19 protein-coding genes are annotated in these 24021 nt (G+C 46.6%); 11 read left to right on the top strand and 8 right to left on the bottom strand.

Annotated features, from left to right (window positions below):
- Nucleotides 1–2: 2 nt before the first annotated feature.
- The 4 genes from MJZ26_00560 to tagD form a co-directional block, all read right to left on the bottom strand.
- On the bottom strand, nt 3–1118 hold the full coding sequence (locus MJZ26_00560; protein ID MCQ2104258.1) for a DegT/DnrJ/EryC1/StrS family aminotransferase: 1116 nt from the start codon (nt 1116–1118) through the stop codon (nt 3–5).
- Between the two features lie 16 nt (nt 1119–1134).
- The gene (locus MJZ26_00555; GenBank protein MCQ2104257.1) at nt 1135–2574 is read right to left on the bottom strand and encodes an MOP flippase family protein; all 1440 of its coding nucleotides are present in this window, start codon (nt 2572–2574) and stop codon (nt 1135–1137) included.
- Between the two features lie 18 nt (nt 2575–2592).
- Nucleotides 2593–3696, bottom strand: coding sequence for a CotH kinase family protein (locus tag MJZ26_00550; protein MCQ2104256.1), 1104 nt, complete (start codon nt 3694–3696; stop codon nt 2593–2595).
- A gap of 184 nt (nt 3697–3880) precedes the next feature.
- Nucleotides 3881–4279, bottom strand: a complete 399-nt coding sequence (gene tagD, locus MJZ26_00545; protein ID MCQ2104255.1) for a glycerol-3-phosphate cytidylyltransferase — start codon at nt 4277–4279, stop codon at nt 3881–3883.
- Between the two features lie 215 nt (nt 4280–4494).
- Here tagD and MJZ26_00540 point away from each other — a divergent pair, with 215 nt between their 5' ends.
- The 5 genes from MJZ26_00540 to MJZ26_00520 all read left to right on the top strand — a co-directional run bounded on the left by MJZ26_00540 (nt 4495) and on the right by MJZ26_00520 (nt 12356).
- Nucleotides 4495–5199 (top strand): hypothetical protein, encoded by a 705-nt coding sequence (locus tag MJZ26_00540; protein ID MCQ2104254.1) that lies wholly within the window; start codon nt 4495–4497, stop codon nt 5197–5199.
- A gap of 12 nt (nt 5200–5211) precedes the next feature.
- Nucleotides 5212–7539 carry a signal peptide peptidase SppA gene (sppA, locus tag MJZ26_00535; GenBank protein ID MCQ2104253.1) on the top strand — a complete coding sequence of 776 codons (2328 nt, stop codon included), beginning with the start codon at nt 5212–5214 and terminating at the stop codon, nt 7537–7539.
- Nucleotides 7539–8666 (top strand): hemolysin family protein, encoded by a 1128-nt coding sequence (locus tag MJZ26_00530; GenBank protein MCQ2104252.1) that lies wholly within the window; start codon nt 7539–7541, stop codon nt 8664–8666. Before sppA ends, MJZ26_00530 begins: the two co-directional genes overlap by 1 nt.
- A 2-nt stretch (nt 8667–8668) precedes the next feature.
- Nucleotides 8669–9868 carry an acyltransferase gene (locus tag MJZ26_00525; protein ID MCQ2104251.1) on the top strand — a complete coding sequence of 400 codons (1200 nt, stop codon included), beginning with the start codon at nt 8669–8671 and terminating at the stop codon, nt 9866–9868.
- 199 nt (nt 9869–10067) lie between these two features.
- The gene (locus tag MJZ26_00520; GenBank protein MCQ2104250.1) at nt 10068–12356 is read left to right on the top strand and encodes a glycosyl hydrolase family 8; all 2289 of its coding nucleotides are present in this window, start codon (nt 10068–10070) and stop codon (nt 12354–12356) included.
- A gap of 103 nt (nt 12357–12459) precedes the next feature.
- Here MJZ26_00520 and MJZ26_00515 read toward each other — a convergent pair whose 3' ends face one another.
- Nucleotides 12460–13413, bottom strand: a complete 954-nt coding sequence (locus MJZ26_00515; GenBank protein MCQ2104249.1) for a polysaccharide deacetylase family protein — start codon at nt 13411–13413, stop codon at nt 12460–12462.
- Between the two features lie 76 nt (nt 13414–13489).
- Here MJZ26_00515 and MJZ26_00510 point away from each other — a divergent pair, with 76 nt between their 5' ends.
- Together MJZ26_00510 and MJZ26_00505 are read left to right on the top strand one after the other, a co-directional pair.
- Nucleotides 13490–14374 carry a hypothetical protein gene (locus MJZ26_00510; GenBank protein MCQ2104248.1) on the top strand — a complete coding sequence of 295 codons (885 nt, stop codon included), beginning with the start codon at nt 13490–13492 and terminating at the stop codon, nt 14372–14374.
- Nucleotides 14375–14498: 124 nt separating this feature from the next.
- Entirely contained in the window at nt 14499–15923 is a 1425-nt protein-coding gene (locus MJZ26_00505) for an ATP-binding protein (GenBank protein ID MCQ2104247.1), read from the top strand.
- A 24-nt stretch (nt 15924–15947) separates the two neighbouring features.
- Here the strand turns inward: MJZ26_00505 and MJZ26_00500 are convergent, their stop codons facing one another.
- Both MJZ26_00500 and MJZ26_00495 read right to left on the bottom strand, forming a co-directional pair.
- Nucleotides 15948–16445 (bottom strand): hypothetical protein, encoded by a 498-nt coding sequence (locus tag MJZ26_00500; GenBank protein MCQ2104246.1) that lies wholly within the window; start codon nt 16443–16445, stop codon nt 15948–15950.
- Nucleotides 16446–16685: 240 nt separating this feature from the next.
- Nucleotides 16686–17321 carry a hypothetical protein gene (locus tag MJZ26_00495; protein MCQ2104245.1) on the bottom strand — a complete coding sequence of 212 codons (636 nt, stop codon included), beginning with the start codon at nt 17319–17321 and terminating at the stop codon, nt 16686–16688.
- Nucleotides 17322–17490: 169 nt separating this feature from the next.
- Between MJZ26_00495 and ileS the strand changes: the two genes are divergently transcribed.
- Nucleotides 17491–20682 (top strand): isoleucine--tRNA ligase, encoded by a 3192-nt coding sequence (gene ileS, locus MJZ26_00490; protein ID MCQ2104244.1) that lies wholly within the window; start codon nt 17491–17493, stop codon nt 20680–20682.
- Between the two features lie 225 nt (nt 20683–20907).
- On the top strand, nt 20908–21486 hold the full coding sequence (locus tag MJZ26_00485) for a hypothetical protein (protein ID MCQ2104243.1): 579 nt from the start codon (nt 20908–20910) through the stop codon (nt 21484–21486).
- Nucleotides 21487–21567: 81 nt separating this feature from the next.
- Here MJZ26_00485 and MJZ26_00480 read toward each other — a convergent pair whose 3' ends face one another.
- On the bottom strand, nt 21568–21828 hold the full coding sequence (locus tag MJZ26_00480; protein MCQ2104242.1) for a hypothetical protein: 261 nt from the start codon (nt 21826–21828) through the stop codon (nt 21568–21570).
- 341 nt (nt 21829–22169) lie between these two features.
- Here MJZ26_00480 and MJZ26_00475 point away from each other — a divergent pair, with 341 nt between their 5' ends.
- Both MJZ26_00475 and MJZ26_00470 read left to right on the top strand, forming a co-directional pair.
- Nucleotides 22170–23195: a hypothetical protein gene (locus MJZ26_00475; protein MCQ2104241.1), complete on the top strand. Its 1026-nt coding sequence runs from the start codon at nt 22170–22172 to the stop codon at nt 23193–23195.
- Nucleotides 23189–23950 (top strand): hypothetical protein, encoded by a 762-nt coding sequence (locus MJZ26_00470; protein MCQ2104240.1) that lies wholly within the window; start codon nt 23189–23191, stop codon nt 23948–23950. Before MJZ26_00475 ends, MJZ26_00470 begins: the two co-directional genes overlap by 7 nt.
- Nucleotides 23951–24021 lie beyond the last annotated feature (71 nt).

Here is a 24021-nt window from a genome sequence, read left to right as displayed (position 1 = left end):
CCTTATTTCTTGTTGACAACAACGTCGATAACGCGGTTTACGCCTTCATCGTCAAGCCCTGCAAACATGGGGAGGCATAGCACCTGGTCTGCCAGCTTGTGTGCAACAGGAAGATTTTTAGGATTAGCTGATTCAAGACCCTTGTATGCGGAGAATGTGCTGATTAGAGGATAGAAGTAGCGACGGCCAAAGATGTTGTGTTCCTGCAATTTGGCGTAAAGATTGTCGCGGCTTACGCCGTATTCCTCATTGATGAAAATGGGGAAGTAGGCGTAGTTATGGTGTACTCCTTCTATATCCTGGAGACAGCGGATGCCTGCAACGTCCTTCAATGCTTCGCGATATTTTTCCGCGACAGCCTTGCGTTTGGCGATTGCGTCGTCTACCTGCTTTAGATTCAAAAGACCATAGGCAGATCGGATTTCATCCATCTTGCTGTTGATGCCGGGTGCAACTACTGTGGTCTCTCCGTTAAAGCCGAAGTTTTTTAGGAAGTCAATACGCTTCTTGGTAGCTTCGTCATGACAAACAAGGGCTCCACCTTCGATAGTGTTATAGACTTTTGTTGCGTGGAAGCTAAGGGTGCTCATATCGCCGGCCTTCAAAACGGATTCTCCATCCTTCTTTACCCCGAAGGCGTGGGCCGCGTCGTAAATAATCTTCAGACCGTAAATGTCTGCGATTTCCTGAATGCGTTTCATGTTGCAGGGCGTACCGTAGACATGAACCGGCATGATCGCTGTAGTGTGCGGCGTGATTGCGGCTTCGATTTTTTCGGGGTCAATGTTGCCGGTTTTTTCGTCAACGTCAACAAAGACTGGCTTTAGACCGTTCCACCAAATGGAATGGGTGGTGGCTACAAAACTATACGGAGTGGTAATCACTTCTCCGGTGATTTTCATTGCCTGTAAGGCGGTGATAAGGGGAAGAGTTCCGTTGGTAAACAAGCTGATGTATTTGACCCCGAGATAGTCTGCTAGAGCCTTTTCCAGTTCTTTGTGATAATGGCCGTTGTTGGTTAGCCATTTTCTGTCCCAGATGTCCTGAAGCATGGGTATGAAATCTTCCAGTTTCGGAAGAAGGGGGGACGTCACTGTAATAGTTTTATTTTCGCTCATAGTGGATAATTTACAATTAGTTTTTCTTTCTGTTCAAAAGGCTTAATAGTTCCCGGACAGTTTCCCTGTTAAAAATCCAGTTGCTGATGGTGTAGTAGGCTGTACCTGCTGTGATGCCTAGAACTAGTTGTACGCCGTATTGCTGTTCCGGTAAAAGTTTTGTGACACCCATGCAAATTGTGCCCATCACAAGTGAATTCAGAAGTGTGGGAATGTAGAATTTCATTTGCTTACTGAGTCCTGCATCTAACAACTTTCCGGAATAGTAGGTGTTTATTACAAGGCTAATGGCTGCACTTGCCCATTGGCCGAAGCACATGGCGATGATACCATGGGGAACTGTAATGCAAAGTATTGCGATTCCTACAATCTTTTTTATGATTTCAAGTTTCAGAAATAAATCAGAACGGCCCATCACCTGTAGCATATTTAGGTTGATGGAATGTACGGGGTACCACATCATAGGGAAACAGATGATTTGCAAAATGAGTATTGCATTAGCCCATTTGTCGGTCAGCACTAGGAGTATGAACGGCTTTGCCAAGGCGGCGAGTCCAATCATTAAGGGGAATACGACTAGGGTTGCCATGTTCAGAAACTTCAGGTAACCTTTGCGCAATTTCTCGTGGTCATCCTGAATCTTGCTTAGAACAGGGAATGTAACTCTCTGGAAAATTCCTGTGATATTGGATGACGGGAACTGTGCAAAGTGAGAGGCTCGGGTGTAGTTACCAAGAGTGGCTGCAGCAAAGACCTTACCGATAATCAAGTCGTAAACATTGTCGTAGACGGTGTTCAGCAATCCCGATGCCAATAGCTTTGATCCAAAGCCGAACATGTCCTTGAAGGATTTCTTGCTGAAGAATGTCTTGGGCCGCCAGCGAACTAATGTCCAAAAGAGAATTGCCCTGAAGGAGGTGGTGGTCATCTGCTGCACAACCAGGGACCATACGCCGAATCCGTTATATGCGCAAATTAGACCTGCCGTTCCACCAACGAGGGCTCCTGAAAGAGAAACCTTTGCAAGAGTCTTGAAATTCAAATCGATGGTCAGGTTTAGGCGTTGGATGGAACCTACTGCTATAATGATAAGATTAATGGCAAGAACTCGGAGAATGTCCGAAAGATCTTCCATATTGTAGAACTTGGCTACAAAAGGTGCCGCTAGGAATATAATGCCGTAGCATGCTACGGACATAAATATGTTGAAAAAGAATACCGTGGCCTTGTCGCTTTCGTTACGATCCGGCTTGCGGATAAGGGCGTTGCCGAAGCCGCTGTCGATGAACGTTTGGCTCACCGCCATAAAGATGGTGAGCATGGCAATCATGCCATAATCATTCGGGGTTAAGAGCCTTGCGAGAAGGATGCCGAACAGGAACTGGACGCCCTGCGTAGAAAATCGTTCTACGGCGCTCCAGATAACACCTTTGAATGTTTTTTGCTTTAGAGACATTACTCTACAAATGTAGAATTATATGTTCTTGTCGATCCATTGGATTCGTTTTTCTATCCAGTATTTTAGGGAGTTTACGGCATCCTGGTAGCTGTCGAATTTCTCCATGAAGGGCCAGTCTGTATCGTTGTTCAGTACGGGCCATTTCTTGAATTCGTTGGCGGAGGCTTTTTCTAACCTCTGGGACATGGTGTCTATCGAATCTAGCAGTGTAATAAATGTAGAACGGTTGTTTTTCCAGTAAGTCTTTACCAGATCTTCGTACTTTGGGTTCTTGAACAGGAATCGATCCCATCCATATTTGCGTATGAGCCATTGTTCGGGAATACTTTTTTCGTCCCTTGAGTTTCCGTAACCAAGATCAAAATCCCAAACGGGCCCCATCTTTATGGGATTCTGATTTTCGCCGTCTTTTTCCCAGGTTATGAATATGCTGCGCCGATGCCCATCCATGTTCTTCGTAAATTCCTGAACCCAGTAATATCTCACGAAATCTTCGACGTCTATCCATTTACGGATGCTATCCAGGTTATAAATGCTTTTTGATCGTAAAAAGCGTTCAAAGTCGTTGATGTGATTCTTTAGGAGTTCCTGAGATTTTTCGTCGGGATCCTTTGGTTGGCAGAACTTGAAAATATAGTCTAGGCTAGATGTAAACATGATGCCATCGGTAGAGGTGGCGGATGTTTTCTCAAAGAGAAAACTGGAATCACTTTTGGCAATGTTGACTCGATTCTCGGACACCTTGACATGCTCGACAAGGAGGTATATTCCCCGGTATTCCCGATTGAGATACAGCTCTATGAACTTGCATTTGGGATAATATTCGTCGCCTAGAATTCCCGCTAGCTGATAGGTGATGTAGTTTCGCAACATGGACTTGTCGCGAAAGTTGGAAATCAGGTCCCATTCCTTGTCTTTGGACATGTCCAGGATGGATGTCTTTTCGGCAAGTTTAATCTTGTAGCCGAACTTGGTCATGACGAAACTGGAGTTGCCCCGCCCCTTGATGGTGAGGTCCTGTATCTGGCTGGAAGGCCCTTTTTCCCCATAGAACTGAAGGTGGGCGGGAACCTTTGTTTCGCGGTTGTTAATTTGTTTAAAGTCGTCTGTTTCTATCACTAGACGGGGCAATTCTGCGTAGGGATACTCCGAATCGTCTAGCGGTAAATAGGCTGAGTCTGAATCGGTGGATGTACTTTCGCTCCATGTACCACAGGAGCAAAGAATAAACGAAATGGCCAGGAAAAAAAGAACGGGAAATGCCAATGAAAGCTTCCGAGGCAGGCGCTTCATTGGAGAACCGTTATTTCTTTAATGTTTCCAAATCTTTCTTGATTTGGGTGGTACTGATTTCCGGAGTGCGTTCTAGGTATACCACTTCGCAGTCTTCCTTGAGGAAATCGAATTTGCCTTTCCAGTCGTCGCCCATAACAAAGGTGTCTACATGATATTCCTTGACGTCGGTCTTCTTCTGGTCCCAGGTTTCTTCGGGAATGACAAGATCCACATAGCGGACTGCTTCAAGGAGCTGCTTGCGCTTTTCGTAGCTGAAGTAGCACTTTTTCTGCTTTTGGTTCCAATTGAATTCGTCGGTAGAAAGGGCCACAATAAGGTAGTCTCCTAAAGCTTTGGCTCGCTTTAGCAGGTTAATGTGTCCATAATGCAACAAATCAAAGGTTCCGTATGTAATAATCTTTTTCATGGTAGGTCAAAATATAGATAAATATCGCAGATTTCCAAATCATCTTAGCATACTTGTTTGTCATTTTTTTAAGTTATAGCAGTCTTACTATGGATAGATGTTTTTTATTGAGGTTTATCCCCTTTTTCGTCCTTGTCTTGGGCGTTTTTTGCCATGCCCGCGAATCGGTTTTGCCTATTCGTATTCCGTCAAGTTATGCGATTTTTGGCGGAAATGTGGAACTTTTGGATGATGTCTATAGTGCAGACGCGGAATTGGCGGGGGAGTATGCTCCTTGCAACTGCTTTAGCGTCTATGCGGATTTTGCCTACCGATTTGTGAGTTATGAATTTGATACGATGCTTCATGATCAGCGTCACGAAGCCCTGAATCTAGATGTGAATGGCTTTAATGAGTCTTACCTAGGCATGAAAATGATGCCCAATTCCTTCCTTGGAGTGGATATCAACTGGCGGCTTCCTCCCGGTGAAGGTTCTCAGGTGAATCGGTTTCATCGTCTTGGCGTAAGTCCCTTTGTTGTGTATCCCTTTTCCAAGGGGATGAATTTGGGGGCGTCCATGGAGTACTTTACGTTTCTAGACAAACGGAATTTCCAGCCTGGGGACGAACTTGGCGTAAAGGCTTCAATCTCCTGGAAATTGGCCTGGGATTATGACGACCCTTCCGGTTGGCTTGTTGATTATGTCTTTCTGTATCGCTGGCGTATCCAGGAATCCGAAAACATGAATATGGATAAGCCCTACCGCAAGATGGATGATTTGTATCGGGGCTTTAGGTTGCGTTTAGATGCGGGACGTTATTGGGCTGTGGCGAAGAATTCTCTTGGTGTTGCCATGTTTTATGAGATGAATCGTGGTGACTTGTTTGGCTTTGAAACGGGCCACACCATAGGCTTTTACACGAAGTTTATGTTTCGCTAGCTTGGAGTTTCTATGACTTTTAAGAATGGTAGACTACTTGGTTTTATGGCACTAGCCTTGGCGAGTGCCGCCTTGGCCTATATTCCTGGCGAATCAGGATTTGTATCCTTGGAAAACGAACATGGCATCTGGGGTAACCCGGCGAGTGTGTCGGCTTTTGATTCCAAGGGCGCCTTAGTCTCCTACGATTACGACAATGAGGTTTCCAATTTCCGGATTGGCGGCAACCTGGATAACTGGGCTGCAGGATTCGACTATCTCCAGGGGCCTCATGGCTTTGACGAATCTCGATGGGGGCTGACCCATTCCTTTGATTTGTTTGACAGGGCACTTTTTTTTGGCCATCGCGTAACTGCGTTCCGAAGCTCTGATTTCAACGGCACGGAATGGAGCTATGCGCCTGGCGTCTTGATCCGTCCTTTCCGCTTTCTTTCCTTGGGATATTCCTGCGATAACTTGCTTTATGTGGGCCCGCAGGCACAGGAAAGGGTTCAAAATCTCGGGGCAACTTTGCGTCTGGGGAATAGTTTTAGCGTCAGCTATGATGTGGAAAATTTCGAGGACCACAGGCTTTTGCTAGAACTAGAATCCTACGGCTTCAGGTGGGGCTTTAGAATACCTTTGTATGGCGATGGAGATTTCCGTCTGACGTTCTCTACGACCTTTGGCGGTTACAACAATGCGGCTATCCATGTGTATGACGACCTGCTGCCTAAGGGCGGCGCCTGGGGGTATCATGCTGCCCGCAATCCGAGAGCCTCCATGAGCGCCCAGATAATCCGTGTTCCGCTGGATATGGAGGTTTCTGAGCGAGATGAGGAATTCGCCTTCTTCAGAAAGAATTCTGTTAGCATCTGGAAGGTTCGAAATCTTTTTGAACATCTTCTTCGCGATCCGGCCTGTGGCCTTGTGGTTCTTGATTTTTCCGGATATAAGGGAAGCCTTGCGGTGTCCAATGAAATTAACCGCTCTGTCATGAAATTGAAGATGCGGGGCAGCAAGGTGATTGCCTATATGGATGATGTTCGCCCGTCGGTTCTTTTGGCGGCGTCAAGTGTTGATCGTATTGTTGTGGAGCCTTCTGCTCATCTTAACTGGCGAGGTCTTGGTGGCAACTCCTTATACTACAAGGGTTTGTTTGACAAGCTGGGTGTAAAGGTGGAGTTCCTTCGCCATGGTCAGTTCAAGGCTGCTGTAGAACCTTACATCGCCGACTCCATGTCTGTGGAGGCTCGCTCAAATCGGGACTCCCTATACCATAGCATGTGGACTGTTATCGAGGCCTATATCGCCAATCGAAAGTTGGCTAAGAAGATGCCTTTGGAGGCTGCCGCAAATTATCTGGATACATTGGCCTCGAAGCCTATGGTAACGGCCAAGTCTGCTCAGCAGTTTGGATTGGTGGATACGCTTCTTTATATAGATCAGGTGCCGGCGTATGCCCTGAAGACCTTCTTTGACTTGGATGCCCCTTACGCCAGTTTCCGTACGTGGAGACCGACTGATCGTAAGCTGTTCAATGAAAGTTGGACTCATCGCACGCAGTTGGCTGTGTTGAATATTGACGGTTCCATAGATACGCGAATGGAACGTTCTGTTTTGGAATCGCTAAGAAAACTGCCTCAGTCCGGTGCAGAGGCCTTGATTGTCCGTATTTCCTCTCCGGGTGGAAGTGCCCTTGCCTCAGACAAGATCTGGGCAGCGTTGCGTCATGTCAGCGAATTGGGAATTCCTGTGGTGGCAAGCATTGGCCATATGGGAGCATCGGGCGGTTTCTATATCGCCTGCGGTGCGGACTACATCATTGCAGAGCCGATGGCTATTGTGGGTAGCATTGGTATCTATGGCGGCAAGATCGATGTTTCCGGTCTACTTTCCAAGGTCGGCATCCGTAGCGAATCGGTAAAGACCCACGATTACTCTGATGCAACCTCATTTACCCGTCCCTGGACGGACGAAGAAAAGGCCGCACTCCAGGAATACATGGATGACTTCTATAACCGATTCACAGGGGTTGTGTCTAACGCCACGGGAGTGCCCCAGGCTGTTGTAGACAGCGTCTATGGTGGCGGCCGTGTTATGATTGGCCTGGAAGCGAAGAATGCCGGGCTTATCCATGACGTTGGAGGCATAGACCATGCTATTGCTGCCGCAAAGAAGCTGGCCGACATTAGCCCCTCCACGGATGTCGACTTGATGATGTTGAATACAGACACGGACTATATGGTTCCCATGCCCAGTTCAAGGGCCTTCATGGATTTCGTATCAGAAATGGAGTCTATCAAATTGTGGGCAGTAGATCCGATTCTTTGGGGAACAGAAATGTGGGGTGATCGTTAATGCTTTACATTGTACTTACTGTTTTGGGATGTCTTTTGACGTCGGCCTTTTGCTCTGTGACGGAGGCGTCCTTTTATAGCATTCCGCCTGCATCTATAGAGTTGCTTGAGAAACAGAAAAAGTTTACAGCCCGCTACATGACTCACGTCAAGGACAATATTGACCGTTACATTGCGTCTGTTCTTGTTGTGAATACTATTGCCAATACGGTGGGCGCATCCCTGGCTACGGCTCTGGCGGTAAAGAACTTGCCTCCGGCAGGGCAGGTGGCCTTACCCATTGTGCTGACGATTCTCATCCTGCTTTTCGGTGAAATTACCCCCAAGACTCTTGGTGTGAAGCAGGCGAAGATTGTGGCCCCGATTGTGGCGGTGGCCTTCTACTACATTACAAAGGTGCTTTCCTGTACCGGATTGATTTGGCTTTGCCTGACCCTTACAAAACATTGGACTCACGAATCTGAGGAAAAGAAAGATGTGAGTATCGATGACATCAACAGCCTTGTAAGCCTTGGCCTTCGTGAGGATGTAATTGACCGTCAGCAGTCTGTTGTTATCAAGAACATTCTTGCATTGAAGTCCATTCCAGTGCGAAAGGTGATGACGCCACGTCAGGTTGTTTTCACTCTTGCAGCAGATAAAACTCTGGGAGAGTCTCTTGATGAACGCGGGAACTGGCCGTTCTCCCGCATCCCGCTGTACGACAAGAACAAGGATAATTGGGTGGGTATCATCCTCCGCCGCGATGCCTACAACAAGCTGGCCGAAGGTCACCGCGATATCAAGCTCCGCCAGCTGATGCGTCCTCTGCAGTTGATTCCCGACAGTCTTACTCTGGACAAGCTTCTTCTTCGCTTCTTGAAGCAGCGTTGTCATATCGTGGGGCTTGTGGACGAGTGGGGTGCCATTGCAGGTGTTGTCAGTCTGGAAGACGTTCTGGAAGAAATTCTCGGTCGAGAAATCGTTGACGAATACGACGAATCCGTGAACCTTCAGGAATCCGCTCGCCGTCGTTCCAAGGCGCTTGCATCCATGCGCGAACAGAAACGTCTTGTGAATTCCAAGGAAAGCGCCCTCCTGAGCAAGACATCCATAATGCCCTCTGTCTCCCGCGATAAAGAAAAATAATTATGTCTGAATTAAAGCAAGAATTTTCATACAAGAGCGCCAAAGGATATTTCCCTGCTATCGATGGTCTTCGGCTGTTAGCTTCCTTGAACATTGTGTTTCTGCATTTGGCTTCATCCAGTGCTTTTGATTATGCCGCAAAGTATACCTGGCTAAAGCCCATAGTCAGCGGTCCCGCCTTTTCTGCAGGCTTGTTCTTTGTGTTGGCAGGCTTTCTCTTTGCTAGTAAGTTCAGCGACCCGGATCGTCGAATTCCAGTGATTCCCTTCATGTTCAGCCGAATAGCCAAACTCTATCGGTTGCATTTCATCTGTACTGTATTGATGTTCCTTGCCCTGGTCTTCAAGTTCTCTGGAATGCACGGAATGCCTCATAGTTTTGGCGAACTTGGCTCCGGCTTTATGCAGGGATTCGAAAACCTGTCCCATCCGGTTAGAAGCCTCTTGCTTCACTTGAGTTTGCTTTGGTCCTTGGTTCCAGAACAGGGAATGAAACTGAATGAGCCCTCCTGGGCACTGACCGGTTTCTTTATTTGCTATGCGTTTACTCCTGCTGCTGCCAAGTTTTTCTTTAAGGTAAAAAACGTCAAGTGGCTTTGGGCGCTATTTTTCGTTTCCTTTATACCGGGAATTATCCAGGGACTTGTCTTTGGGCTTACAGACGTTTACTCCGGTGACTATGGTGTCCGCTTTCGATATTTCCATATGTTCCCGGTTATGCATGTCTGTGAGTATTTCTTTGGCATGATCATTTTCCGTCTTTACCAAGAACGTCAATTCGCATTCTTGGAAAAGAACTTTGTGGCTGGAATTTGCCAGGCTCTTTTACTGGTGATTCTATACGTTGCTTGTTTTGCTGGGCAAAATTGGGTGCATCATCCGGCTGCATACTTTATCGTACGTCATTCCGCTCCAATCCTGATTAGTGGACTTTTTATTATGAGCTTGATTCCCGCCAAGGGATTTTTGGCAAGGCTTTTTTGCGTTCCCATTGTGAGAACTGTGGGAAGAGCGTCCTTCTATCCGTACTTGCTTCATTTGCCCTTGATTACCATTGGTTGGGGAATTACGAATATGAATACTCCCCAGGCCACTTTGGGCTTGATAGCGGTTCTTTATACGGCAAGTCCGATTTACCTTCATTTTAAGACTAAGCGCAAGAAGGCGAAGCTTGCTAAGCAAGGGACTGCTGCGAACAAATAGAGAACGAAAAATAGGCTGTAAACAATAGAATACAATACGGGAAAACGCCTTGGAAATAGGCGTTTTTTTGCGTTTTATGACGGTTTTCAGTAAAAATGCCCCGGAAATGCAACGGATTTATTACAATGGCTGGGGTGCGGATTTTTTCCTTTTCAATTTATATTTAGGGCAAACTGGGTTGGATTTAAAAGGAAGTCCTATGAATAATATTTTTAAGATAATGGTGGGTGCCACCTTGCTGACCTCTGTTGCAGCAACTGCTGGTAAGTACCCGTTCCCGCAGAACATGAAGAGCCCCAACGGCTATACTGTTCCCTTTGCCGACACCGACATGATCAAGGCTCATTACAATATCTGGAAGGGCGCTTGGTACGATGCTTCCAAGGGCTGGATTCTTTCTCCGGAAGGCACCTGCTCTACCGTTTCCGAAGCAATCGCCTACGGCATGTTGATTACCGTGTACATGGACGACGAAACCATGTTCAAGAAGCTGTATAGCACTTGGACAGGCAATGCTCCCACCAACGGCGGCATGCACTGGCGTATTGGTTGCGATGGTGGTACCGGTTCTGCAACGGACTCCGATATTGACGCTGCTCTTGCTCTTGTCCAGGCTTCTGTCCAGTGGAGCAACACCCAGTATCTCGATGATGCAAAGAAGCTTATCAGCTGGATTGAAACCAACGACTTTAATGGCAGCCAGCTGAAGCCCGGTAGCAACTGGAATGATGCATTCAACCCCAGCTATGCTGGCCTTGCCAACTTCAAGCTCTTCGAAAAGGTAACTGGAAAGTCCTCCTGGGCAACCCATCGTTCTGATGTAGCCAAGGACTTGCTGGCTTGCCAGAATTCCTCTACCGGCCTTGTTTCTGACTGGTGCTCTTGGGGTTCTCATCAGCCTACCAAGACCAATGCTTCTGTAGCTCAGTCCGAAGCAGCAGGCTTCTTTGATGATGCTGCCCGTACTCCCTGGCGTACTGCTTGGGCCTACTACTGGTACGGCGACTCCGATGCATTGACTTTCAATAAGAAGGTTGCAAACTGGCTTATCCCCACAACCCTCACAGCAAGTGGTGTTAACTCCGGTTACTATGTAAACGGTGAAGCAGAAACCAGCGTTAAGCGTAACTTTGTTTCTTCCACCTTCTCTGGCGGTCTTGGCTTGGCAACTTCTTCTTTGAGTACCGATGATGCCAAGAACTACATGGAAACTGTTTACAAGACTTTGAGCGCCCTCAAGAGCTGTGAAACTGCTCAGGGCTGTGGCGAAGGTTCCGTGAAGGGTGAAAAGTACTATCCTTCTACCTTGAACCTTCTTTACCTCTTGCTCATGACTGGTAACATGCCTAACCTCTATGAGATTAACGGCTTTACCAAGTTTACTCCGGATCCTAGCCTGATGCGCTCTTCTGATTCCGGTGTTGATGGTACTCAGATGGCTAAGGGCGATACCACTGTCGGTATTTCCGGCTTCTGGAACTGGGGTGCATACCACGACAAGTATAAGGAAACCGGCACCAAGATGTCTCCGGACTCTGGTTCTTCTCCGCTGTTCGTTCGTGATGGTGGCATCTATGCTGATGCTATCATGGAAATCGGCCCGGAACCGGAATGGACTCAGGCTGCTGCAGATGCTGGCCTCCTGAAGTATCCTTCTGCAGGTATTGCAATGTCTTTCAACAAGGCTGAAACCGGTGTAGACCTGAAGGCTCTCGGTGTTAAGTACCTGCGTATCAGTGTTAAGGCCGAAGGCCCCATCCGCATGGCAATTCTCAATGGTAAGACTGCTGAAGCTGGTGCAGAACCGGGTATCTTCATCAAGAATGCTAGCGCCAAGTATACCGAAATCACTTATGACATGACTCCTTGCGACTATGGCTTCCTTGGCTTTGCTAAGAGCTGCAGTTCCTATAGCGAAGACGACGCTATCACTATCCTTAGCTGGGTTGACAAGAACAAGGCTCCTGGTGGAGATGAAATCCTTGCCTCTGTTAAGGGCCTCAAGTTCGAAGTGAAGGATGCAAAGGGTGGCTACGGTGCCGTTTCTGTGAAGTCCATTGAATTCCTCGATGGCTCCAAGAACGTGATTGATCCGGCCAAGATCACCGGCATTAAGATTTCTGGCGATGTTCCGACTAACCCGGGTACCACTACTGACCCGTCTAATCCGGGCGATACCGACCCGTCTGTAACAGACCCGACTAATCCGGGCGTTACCGACCCGACCAATCCGGGTGTCATCGATCCCAACAATCCGTTTGCAATTGCAGCTGCTGCAAAGCTTGGCGTGGCAAAGATCTCTGTTGCTGGCATGAACATCACCGTTAGCGGTGCTAAGGCCGGTGCAGAAATCGCAGTGTTCAGCATGCAGGGTAAGCTGGTTGCTTCCAGCAAGGCATTCGCCGGCGCCCAGACCATCACTGTTCCCAACAAGGGCGTTTACATGGTCCGTGTTGGCAACAAGATGAGCAAGGTTGCTGTAAAGTAGTTTTATAGGGTCGCGGCTCGGTCGGACCTTATAACTGAAAATCCCTCGGCTTAAGGCCGGGGGATTTTTTTGCATTGTCAACTTCTTAAAAAGGGATTTCCCTTTAAGAGATGATGCTCAACGCCTGTTCCATGAATTCTATGGTGTAGCTTCCGCCGTTGTTGGGCGCCAGCTCCTTGCCGCATTGAATGACCTTATAGTTTCCACCTGCAAGTTCAGTGCCGAAATTCACGCGGATTTTTACGGGAACATTAGCAGGCATTTTTGCGTGGGGGCGATTCCAACGAACTTGGTAGCAGCGGCCTTGTGACGGGTCTGCGCAGCTCACATTTTCACAGCGGACTTCTGCATTTTCTAATGCAAACTTTGCACGATGGTAGGCGCCTACTGTGCCGAAGGGAGCGATCCACATGTCCAGATCCTTGGCTTGCTGCATGATGGCGACCAGGTCGTTGGGGTCGATGGAATAGTCGTTATTCTGGTCTTCGTCGACACCGTGATTCATGTAGATAATCCATTCCCCTGCGGCGTCGGTGTCACGGGCGATTTGCTGGAATTCTTCTACTGTGTTCAGGGAACGCTGCCAGGCCTTGGAATCCATGGATAGCCAGTTGGGTTCCTTGTCCCAGGTGATGCGACCGTAGCCGCGGCAGTCGCGGCTGATGTAATGTTCCTGACCGATGATGGTCTGGACTTCTTCGTTGTTGTCGCAGTAGGGTGTTCCAAAGACATTGAAGGGGAGTCCCGGTAATTTATCTTGGAGGAATTTCTTGTAGTCCAGAATTTCGTGGCGGCGTTCGGCGTCGCTGAGCTGGGTCAGTTTGGGGTGGGTTTCGGTGTGGTTGCCCATTTCGTGGCCGGCTTGCGCCATCTGCAAAAACTTGTCATAGTTGTGGCGGAAATACCAGCTGTCGCCTGTCAAAAAGCAGGTGACCTTGATGCCCAATTTTTCTGCAAGCGGAGCGAGATTGGTAATGTGGCTTTCGGAAGCATCGTCAAAGGTAAAACTGGCGGCGGCCTTGTGGCCGTTCCATGGAACTACGGAAATGAAGCTCATAAAATTCCTAGTACACTTAAAAATTCAACAAGGAATAATAATAAAGTGCCTCGTAAAAAATTAATATTACACGACTATGAGAAGAGAAAAACTTGCTATATCGATTAATGGTGGCGGCGCATTGGGCATGGGCCCTGTGGCGCTAATGGTTGAACTTGAAAAGGCTCTTGGTGGAAAGAAGCTGGCGGACATGTCGTTTGCCTTTGGCGGCACCTCTACAGGTGCCATTGTGGCCGCCCTTTTGAACGAGGGATTTTCCGCCGCAGAAATTCATAAGCTATACCGTGAAAATCTGAAGTTGATTTTCAAGAGATATCCTTGGTACAAACGACTGCTGGATTGGAAATGCCCAACCTACGATCATTCCCATTTGAAAACGCTTCTTCAGGACAAATTAAAAGGAACCTGCGATAAGTGGGGAAAGCCTATTTTCATTCCGACGACTCGCATGAACGGCAAGTCTGTGGAAAAGGTCTGGGACCGCGGTGACTCCATGACGGAGAAGTGGTTTGCGGTACTCTCTTCTACATCGGCTCCAACCTATTTTGATGTGGAGTTTGATGCTAACGGCAAGTACTGTTATTGTGACGGAGGCATGTGGGCGAATTCACCCATCGCTGTCTTGAATGCGGGCCTGAACAAGACGAAGGACCGCGGGACCTACCGTATTTTGACTTTTGATACGGACATGGACATGATGGTAAAGACCAAGGGCAACAAGACATTGCTTGGCTGGGGAAGCTACGTGCTTAACGAATGGGTGGCCCGCTCCGGCAAGAGCAGCGACTTTGAAGTAATGGCCGATATTGGAAGCGACAACGTGAAGGTCCTTTCGCCCTCTGCCCATGGGGAACGAATTTCTATGGACGACGTTTCGGATGCCACCCTCGATAAACTGGAAAAAATCTGGACCCAGTATTTCTATAAGCACAAAAAAGAAATTCTGGAATTTGTTGAATAGGAAACGATGAAAATAATTTCCAAATGTGGGTTAAAATACATAGTTTTGGAAATTATTTTTAAGAATTGTTGCCAAAACTGCCTAAAATTATATAGATTTGGAAATAATTCTCTTTGGAGGTCGTATGGCGGATTTCATTGGTCGCATTGAAGAAAAACTTGAAATTACCAAATGCATGGAGTCGGACCGTTCCGAATTCGTTGTGGTTTATGGTCGTCGTCGGGTTGGTAAGACCGCATTAATTCGCAATTACTTTAATGACTCATACGATTTTCGCTTTGTGGGTGCAAGAAATTGTTCCACGGCTATACAGCTGAAGAACTTCAGCGAAGAACTGTCCAGATTTTCAAAGGAGGCTTGCACAGTTCCATCCACATGGATGGAGGCTTTTCGCTTGTTGGAAGGATACCTTGAAAAATGCGTTTCTAGAAAGAAGGTTGTCTTCATCGATGAAATGCCTTGGATCGACAACAAGCAGTCAGGTTTCGTGCAGGCTCTAGAATATTTCTGGAATTCTTGGGTCGCATTTCGTGACGACATTGTTTTTATTGCATGTGGTTCGTCGTCTTCATGGATGGTGAACAACCTTGTTGAAAATCAAGGCGGACTCCATAACCGAATTACGAGGCAAATTCATTTGAGTCCTTTTACTTTGTACGAATGCAAACTGTATTTGCAGAGTCGGGGTTTTGACTGGGACGATTACCAAATCATCCAATGCTACATGACGTTCGGCGGGGTTCCTTTTTATTTAAGCCTGTTGGACCCGGTGCTTAGTCTAGAGCAGAATATCAATCAATTGATGTTTAAAAATGGTTCTAGCTTGCAGCGGGAATTTGACGAACTTTATACAGCCCTTTTTAATTGTGCTGATAAGTATGTTGCGGTAGTAGAAGCTCTTGCACAAAAAAGGAAGGGTTTACAAAAAAAAGAGATCGCAGAAATTACAGGTGTCTCTGGGGGACGTTTAACTCACATTCTTGCAAACCTTGAACGCTCCGATTTTATAATGTCCATGACACAATTCGGAAAAAATGTCAAGAATACGGCCTACAAGCTGATCGATTTCTATACGTTGTTCTACTATAAGTTTGTAAAAAACAACAACTCAAAGGACGAAAATTTTTGGCTGCATCATTTTAACGATGCGTCTGTTGTCTCTTGGCGAGGATTTTCGTTTGAACAGGTTTGTCTGCTTCACCTTAGGCAAATAAAGAAGGCCCTTGGAATTTCAGGGATGGCAACGGCGGTGAGTACGTGGCGTTACGTGCCGGAGAACGATGGCGAGAGTGGAACCCAAATCGACCTACTCATTGATAGAGTAGACAAGATGATACACCTTTGCGAAATCAAATTCACTAACGGTCAATATGCGATCAGCAAGGATTATGCAGAAAAACTGAAAGCACGCGCATCTGTTTTTAAGGTGACGTCAAAAACTCGTAAAAGCCTAGTGCATACTTTCGTGACGGTCGATGGAATCCTAAAAAACAACCATAGTTCTTTGTTGCATTCCGAAGTGACCGCAAAAGATTTGTTCGAACCTTAAGAGACGCGTTCTGTTCAAAAATTCCTAGTATTTGACGATTCTACTTTTTTTAGTCAAGTATTTACCCGAGGCGTCTCTATTGTGCTTGGGTTCAGCCGTTTTGCGTAGCTTGTGAATTGCGCTTCTAAATCCAGTGATGTCCGAGGTTGAGCCGACAGAATACGTTCCCATAAAAAATCCGTAAGGAACTGTGTATCGGGATGAACAATCAAGAAAAACGCTTGCAGAATAACCTTGTATGGAAATTGTGTCGTCCTTCATTACGTTTAGATTCAAGGGAGCATAGACAAAGTTGGAATCAAAGACTTCCCTCATGGTGTTCTCGGCAGAACCTAGCTCCACTTGTTTGATTTTTAGAATTTTTGCAGCGACTCTAGATGAATCTATAAGGTGAAGCTTGTAACTTTGATCAACAAAAAAAGTATCTAAGCCAACAGAATCTACAATTCCGTTTAAATCTATGGTGTTTTGATCCCAATTTATGATGTAAGGCCTGGTGGGAATGTACTTGGTTGTTTGCATTCCGTGGTATTCGATTTCGGGGCAGCGAATTTGCGAATCTGCTGCGGATGAAGAACGGGGATAACTGGAACTAGAACTTGATGTTTCTTGAGCGGAGCAAATCAACACGAATGCAAACAGTACACATATGAGAACTTTCATGAAGAAAAAGTTAGTAAATCGACACGAACTGTCAGATGCTGTGTAGGGATTGCAACAGAAGAAAAAGTGACAAGTAGGGGAGTGCTGCTACTTGTCTGCTTAGTATCGAATTATTTTGGAAGGCTTTCTGTTTAGAAATTTTCCTGAAGCGTCTCTATTGCGAGGTTCTTTATTTTTTTCTTGATTCGGTTTTCGTAATCTAATAATATGGGTTGAACTTGGGCGTGTTATTTCAATTTCTCCAGAAACGTACCCTTTGGGAGAATTTATGAAATCTCCGGCTTCATTGCAGTAACCGAAAAAGATTGAGGAGTAATTTTTTATGAAAATGCCATCTCCGACTTGTATTGACGAATCGTATGGAACGTAGACAAAATTTGAGTCAAATGCAGAAACCATTGATGAATCGTAATCGTGTCTAGTTTCTATAGTGACGTTTTTTAATTGAATTATTTTGCTTTTTGGTTCAATAGAAAAACTATCAAGAACAAAGGCCTCTGACTCAACAACATTATTAACGGTGCCTTGAAGGTTTATGGCTTTATCAAATAGATATCCTTTATATACATAATGGACTGTTTTTGAATATTGCATTCCGGGAATAGACTGGACTGCACATGCCGGCTCAGACCTTGATGAAATATTCACGTTAGGAGTGTTGGAACTAGAAGAAATGCTTTGTGCGTAGGAATTGCACAAGATGTTAAAAATAAGGATGATGATTTTTTTCTTCATACAATAACAATATAATAAGTTTTTCTAGGTCGTCCTTATCGGATAAACGCATGGGTTGATGGTCGAGTTTTGGATGTTGCAAGTAATACCCCAAAAACAACATTGCCGTGGGCTGCCCCCTTTTTTTATTTTCTAACTTTTCGCCGTAAATTTTTACGAGGTTATTATAATGGCTTTGTTTCGTGAAGTAGTTAAGGAAGAAACCTTCCCGCAAATCGAAGAGCGCGTGCTCGGATTGTGGGATAAGGATGATAGCTTTAAGAAGTCTCTGGACAGCCGTCCGGAAACTGCACCCTATACTTTCTACGATGGCCCTCCGTTTGCAACTGGCCTTCCGCACTATGGTCACTTGCTGGCTGGTACCATCAAGGATATCGTTCCCCGTTACTGGACCATGAAGGGCAAGAAGGTTCCTCGCGGTTTTGGTTGGGACTGTCACGGTCTTCCTATTGAATCTCTGGTGCAGAACGAACTGGGTCTGGCTGGTGTTGCCGAAATCCAGAACCTGGGCGTAGATAAGTTTAACGAAACCTGCCGTAGCAAGGTTCTGAAGTACACCGGTGAATGGCGCAAGACGGTTCGTCGCATGGGCCGCTGGGTGGACTTCGACAAGGGCTACAAGACCATGGACAAGAACTTCATGGAATCTGTGTGGTGGGTGTTCAAGCAGTGCTTCGACAAGGGCCTCATCTACCAGGGCTACCGCATTCAGCCGTACAGCCCGGCCCTTGCTACTCCGCTTTCCAACTTCGAAACCAACCAGGGCTATAAGGACCGTCAGGACCCGTCCTTGACTCTTATCTTCCCGCTGGTTTCCGATAACGCCAAGTTTGCTGGCTCCAACATCCTGGTTTGGACCACCACTCCCTGGACTCTTCCTTCCAACTTCGCTATTGCAGTGAAGGCTGACGCCGAATACGTTTGCGTAGAACAGGACGGCAAGAAGTTCTGGGTCATGGGTACCCGCGCTGGCGCTTACTTCAAGCAGCCCAACATCGTGGACAAGTGCATGGGTTCCGACCTGGCTGGCCTCAAGTACGAAGCCTTGTTCCACATTAGCGACGCTTATGCAACTCCAGAAGAACTTGCAAAGCGTTACACAATTTACGTTGCCGATTTCGTTAGCGACGAAGACGGTGCCGGTGCTGTGCATATCGCTCCTTCCTTCGGTGAAGAAGACTTCCAGCTGGGCGCATCTCTTGGCCTGGGCCTCTTCGATCCGCTGGATACCGAAGGTAAGTTCACCGACAAGGTCCCCATGTGGCAGGGCCTGGGTGCAAAGGAAGCCGACAAGAGCATTATCGCCTACCTCAAGGAACAGGGCCGTGTGTTCAAGCACGAAACCTTCGTTCATAGCTACCCCCACTGCTGGCGTACCGGCGTGCCTCTGCTGTACCGCGCCCTCAAGACTTGGTTCTTGAAGATCGATGGCGAAGTCACCAACGCAGAAGGTGTCACCAAGACTTTGAAGGAATGGATGGTCGAAAACAACCAGACCGTGAACTGGGTTCCCGACCACATCAAGAGCGGCCGCTTTGGTAAGTGGATTGCCAACGCCCGCGACTGGAACCTTTCCCGTAACCGTTTCTGGGGTACCCCGATTCCTGTATGGATTGCTGACGACGGCGAAATGATCGCCGTGGGTTCCATCAAGGAACTGGCCGACCTCACTGGCGAAACTCTGGAAGACCTCCACAAGCACTTCGTGGACAAGATTGTCATCAAGAAGGATGGCAAGGAATTCAAGCGTACTCCGGAAGTGTTTGACTGCTGGTTCGAATCTGGCTCCATGCCTTATGCCAGCCGCCACTATCCGTTTGAAAACAAGGAACTGGTTGAAAAGAGCTTCCCGGCTGACTTCATTGCCGAAGGTCTTGACCAGACCCGTGGTTGGTTCTACACCTTGACCGTTCTTTCTAACGCTCTGTTCCAGAAGCCCGCCTTCAAGAACGTGATTGTGAACGGTATCATCTTGGCCGAAGACGGTTCCAAGATGTCCAAGTCCAAGAAGAACTATCCGGACCCCAACGAACTTATCGAACGCACCGGCGCAGACGCCATCCGTCTGTTCCTCATCAACTCTGCTGCCCTTAAGGCCGAAGACCTGCGCTTCTCCGAAGAAGGTGTGAAGGGCATTGTGAAGCAGGTGATGCTCCCGCTGTGGAACGCCGTGAGCTTCTTCGTTTCTAACCACAATGCCGACGCCGCCAAGGGCCAGCTCAACTGGAATCCGGGTGAAGTGGTGAAGTCCGAAAACGAACTGGACCGCTGGATGCTTGCAACCTTGCAGGATCTGGCCGCTAAGGTCGAAGTGGAAATGAAGGCTTACCGTTTGTACAACGTGGTGCCTGCAATCATCGCTGCTGTGGATGACCTGACCAACTGGTACGTCCGTCGTAGCCGCCGCCGTTTCTGGAAGTCTGAAAACGATGGCGACAAGAACGCAGCTTATGCAACCATGTACAAGGTGCTGGTGGACTTCAGCAAGATTCTTGCTCCGTTCCTGCCGCTCCTGGCCGAAGAAATCTACCAGATTCTCGTTCGCGAAGTGGATGCCAACGCACCTGTTAGCGTTCATCTCTGTGAATTCCCCAGCGCAGACGAATCCTTGAAGGACGAAGCCCTGGTGCAGCGTATCGCAATGGTCCGCGGCATGGTGGAAATGGGCCGTGCAATCCGCGCTACGAACAACGTAAAGAACCGTATGCCCATTGCTTCCATGACTGTGGTGCCTCACGGTTCCGTAGAACTCGATGTCGCCCAGACCATGAAGGACCTCATCCTCGAAGAACTGAACGTTCGCGAAATGAAGTTCCTTGAAGATGAAACCGTTCTGGTGAAGCTTTCTGCAAAGCCCAACTTCCTGGGCATCAAGGCTAAGGGCCCTGAATACGCCAAGAACATGAAGGTCATCTCTGCAAAGCTCAACAGCCTTACCGCTGACGAAATCAAGGCCCTGCAGGGTGGCGAGACAATCAAGTTCGAATTTGGCGAAGTGGGCGCTGACTGCTTGATGATCCAGCGCATTGTGCCGGAAGGCCTTGCCGTGGACGCAGACAGCCACTTTACCGTTGCTCTGGACCTGAACGTTACCGATGACCTGCGCCGCGCTTGCGTCGCCCGTGAATTGGTGAACCGCATCCAGAACCGCCGTAAGGAACAGAACTACACCATCACTGACAAGATCGAAGTGACCTTGTTCTCTGACAGTGAAATGTTCAAGCAGGCTGTTGCTGAAAACGAAGCTTATATTGCTGGCGAAACGCAAGCTACCGCAATTAAGTGGGCTGCTTCCGCTGATGGCCTCGAAGCTAACGACGCTGACGGCGAAGCTTTTGCTTTCACTACGGTAAAAGCCTAACAAGGCGAACGTCGCGGACATGCTTGCATGTCCATGACTGAGCCGCATAGGCTAGGCGCGAAGCGCCCAGGCTTAATCGTTTTTCTGGAGGGGCAACGCCCCGATAGAATCCATTTTACAAGGTCCCCGAAGTTAAACGCTTCGGGGATTTTTTTTGCTATTGACAAATGTCATAAAATAAGATGTAATTTTATGATATGAGTTTTAAAGAAAAAAGAAATTGGCTTGCTGAAAGATGTGGCTGCTGCTTACAATGGGGTTGTGCTTTCCTCAAAATCCGAGTCTGTGGGAGTTTCGCGGGCCCAATTATCATCCTTGTGCAAGTTAGGCGAGCTAGTCCGAGTTGCGCAAGGGCAGTATGTTTTGCCAGATGCAATTCCAGATGAAATCTTCATGATTTCGTCTCGTTCAGATAATTTGATTATTTCTCACGAAACGGCCCTTTTCTTGCACGGCTTCTCGGAACGGACTCCTTTTGAACATTCAATAACAGTTCCCTTTGGACATGCACCGTCATTGTCTCTGAAAAATGCCTGCAAGGTATTCACTTGCAAGCCAGAACTATTTGATTTGGGAGTGACGGAGGTGAAAACTCCTTTTGGTAATACCGTTCGCTGCTATGACCTGGAAAAAACAATTTGTGATTTGATCAAGAACAGATCCCGCGTAAGCAACGAACTGTTGCTGGTGGCAATTAAGAGGTTCGCTGCATGGGATGGCAAGGACTTAAATAAGCTTGCAGAATATGCGAAGAAACTTAGGGTTTCCAAAATTCTGAAAACTTACCTGGAGGTGCTGCTTTGAAAAAAATCCCCGATGCCGGTGAGAGGCGTCGGGGGAGGGTGTTTTAGATTATTTAAAGACATGCGGAATACGGAAACGATTTTATTGGCTTTCAAAAGATTTTTTAAACATTTCCTTTGTAAGAATGTCTTCTTCACCCTTATAAAAAACAGTTATTTGCCAATCCTCATCTTTCAACACCGGTAAATAGTAATAATCGCCTGTAAGAATAGAGCACAGCTTATAACAGTCCTTCAGTGCGTTGATTTTTGATTTGTATTCCACTGAGTCAAATTGGGCTTTATTTGATACGTTGACGCTCTTGACTTCGAAAAGGTGGTTAGAACCTTTCTTGTCTCTCATAATAAAGTCTGGATATGAAGAATGAATTCCATTCAGGTAGTATTCAAATTTAATTTCTGAGTTTTGAAGGTAGTTCTTCCCCCAAACATTTGATTGGAAAAGAGACCTCTTTTACTAACCCATTTTCATCTTTTGTCAAAAAAATCTACAGCAACGAAATCTTAAGGCTCAAACAGGCCTTAGGGTTCGGAATTATGTGTCTTCTTTGAAAAGTAAATAAACAATTTATTAACATGTTTTCCTTGTTTTTAGTAAAAAACCACAATATGTAACATAAAAACTTGATTATAACATTTTAAAATGTTACATTTGATAGTGAATGTTATAATGAGTATTTAGATATGGCTTTTTTCTTCTTTTTTGACAATGAGAACATCTGCGATTTTGTAAAGAGCATTTTCCTGGAAAATGGTTTTGACTGCAATGTGAGTGCAGCTGTTCAACCCAAGGGCTTGCCTTTGTACATGGTGAAAAATCGTGGGTTCTTTAATGCTTGCGTAGAGGGAGTCCGTTTTGTTGTTGTCGCTGTCCTTGGCGAAGAATCCTTTGATGCAGAAGCTTTGGCAAGGCAGATTAAAAAGTACGAACAAGTTTTGACGAGACCGGTGGCGTTTCTTTTTAGGAACACTTCTAATGCGCAGCGTAAATCGTTGATTCAAGAGCGAGTTCCGTTCATTGCGCCGACATCCCTGATTTACCTTCCGTTTTTGGGAGTGGCTCTGCAAAACCAGAACCGTGCTGCAGGTGTGCGTAACAAAGATGATAATGACCTTCCTAAAAAAATGACGCCTCAGGGGCAGCTGCTTTTTTTGTACATGTTGTACAAAGTGAAAGACTCTTATGTGACCAAGGCGCGAGCTGCTCAGGAAACAGGTTTAAATGCAATGGCAGTATCCAGGTATTCTCGGGAACTGGAAAAACTTGGGCTGGTGCGATTGCAGGAGAATGGCCGGTCTATTCTGATGACTTGCACGGACAATGGAGCGAGTTTGGTGGAAAAAGCAAAACCCTATTTAATAAACCCCATAAAAAAGCGAATCATTGTAACAAAGGATAACTTGAAGGAAGCCTTCCCGAAGGCAGGTGAGACTGCTCTTTCCGCAAAAACTATGTTGAACGCTCCGCGTATTGATGCGTATGCCTGTCAAAAAAAGGATTTATCCCCAAATGTCATTGATTACACTGCTGGTTTGAGGTGGTTCAGCAAATTGGAACTGGTTGAAGTTCAGATATGGAGTTATAATCCCTCGCTGTTTGCCGTAGATGGCGTTGTCGATCCTCTTTCTTTGTATATGTCGTTGAAAGAATCCAAGGATGAACGAGTGGTTGGATGCCTTGAAGAAATGATGGAGACCGTACAATGGTAAATGGCCTTGAAAAGTTTCGTGAAAAATTCGAAAAATTTAATGACGAATATGTCGTCATCGGCGGGACCGCTTGCTCTATCCTGATGGAAGACGCCGGATTGAAGTTTCGCTCAACGAAAGATGTCGATATGGTGTTGGTTGTTGATGCCCAAAGGTATGTTGAATTTGGAAAAACTTTTTGGGATTTTATTAAAGAAGGCCAATATACATGTGGTGAGCAAAAAAGAGCGAAAACGTGCTTCTATCGATTTACCGATCCTCAAGTCGGATATCCTTCAATGATAGAATTGCTCTCAAAAAGCACTGATCCTTTAGTTATTCCTGGGGATGTTAGGCGAGTCACAATAGCAGAAGATGTATCCAGTTTGTCTGCGATTATTCTTGACGAAAGCTATTACAATCTTTTAAGTGAAGGCTGTGATGTTTTGAATGGCATTAGAGTTCTTAAGCCGGAGTATTTGATTCTGTATAAAATGAAGGCAAGGATGAACTTGAAAGAATCAAAAGAAAAAGGTGGACACGTCAATACAGATGACTACAGGAAGCATAAGAACGATGTGTTTAGGCTTCTTCCTTTGTTATCGGCGGATTTGAGAATTACCTTGCCTGAAAAAATCCAGCATGATGTAGAGACTTTCTTGGATTCCATGAAAGAAGAAGTCGTTGATTCTCAAATTTTAGGTGACGGCATGACCAAGGAAGAAGCCTTGGATATGCTGCGAAAGATTTTTTCTGACAATCCACAAAATGCATGATTTGTGGGCTTTGGATGTGAATGCGCTTGAAAATGAAAAATCCCCGATGCCGGTGTAGGGCGTAGGGGATG

The sequence above is a fragment of the Fibrobacter sp. genome (genome assembly GCA_024398965.1).
Lineage (GTDB): Bacteria > Fibrobacterota > Fibrobacteria > Fibrobacterales > Fibrobacteraceae > Fibrobacter.
This window is presented reverse-complemented; position numbering and strand designations above follow the sequence as displayed.

Coding starts and splice junctions, on each gene's coding strand:
- MJZ26_00560 (MCQ2104258.1), bottom strand. CDS start 1,118: ATGAGCGAAAATAAAACTATTACAGTGACGTCCCCCCTTCTTCCGAAA.
- MJZ26_00555 (MCQ2104257.1), bottom strand. CDS start 2,574: ATGTCTCTAAAGCAAAAAACATTCAAAGGTGTTATCTGGAGCGCCGTA.
- tagD (MCQ2104255.1), bottom strand. CDS start 4,279: ATGAAAAAGATTATTACATACGGAACCTTTGATTTGTTGCATTATGGA.
- sppA (MCQ2104253.1), top strand. CDS start 5,212: ATGACTTTTAAGAATGGTAGACTACTTGGTTTTATGGCACTAGCCTTG.
- MJZ26_00530 (MCQ2104252.1), top strand. CDS start 7,539: ATGCTTTACATTGTACTTACTGTTTTGGGATGTCTTTTGACGTCGGCC.
- MJZ26_00525 (MCQ2104251.1), top strand. CDS start 8,669: ATGTCTGAATTAAAGCAAGAATTTTCATACAAGAGCGCCAAAGGATAT.
- MJZ26_00520 (MCQ2104250.1), top strand. CDS start 10,068: ATGAATAATATTTTTAAGATAATGGTGGGTGCCACCTTGCTGACCTCT.
- MJZ26_00515 (MCQ2104249.1), bottom strand. CDS start 13,413: ATGAGCTTCATTTCCGTAGTTCCATGGAACGGCCACAAGGCCGCCGCC.
- MJZ26_00510 (MCQ2104248.1), top strand. CDS start 13,490: ATGAGAAGAGAAAAACTTGCTATATCGATTAATGGTGGCGGCGCATTG.
- MJZ26_00505 (MCQ2104247.1), top strand. CDS start 14,499: ATGGCGGATTTCATTGGTCGCATTGAAGAAAAACTTGAAATTACCAAA.
- MJZ26_00500 (MCQ2104246.1), bottom strand. CDS start 16,445: ATGCAAACAACCAAGTACATTCCCACCAGGCCTTACATCATAAATTGG.
- MJZ26_00495 (MCQ2104245.1), bottom strand. CDS start 17,321: ATGAAGAAAAAAATCATCATCCTTATTTTTAACATCTTGTGCAATTCC.
- ileS (MCQ2104244.1), top strand. CDS start 17,491: ATGGCTTTGTTTCGTGAAGTAGTTAAGGAAGAAACCTTCCCGCAAATC.
- MJZ26_00480 (MCQ2104242.1), bottom strand. CDS start 21,828: ATGAGAGACAAGAAAGGTTCTAACCACCTTTTCGAAGTCAAGAGCGTC.
- MJZ26_00475 (MCQ2104241.1), top strand. CDS start 22,170: ATGGCTTTTTTCTTCTTTTTTGACAATGAGAACATCTGCGATTTTGTA.
- MJZ26_00470 (MCQ2104240.1), top strand. CDS start 23,189: ATGGTAAATGGCCTTGAAAAGTTTCGTGAAAAATTCGAAAAATTTAAT.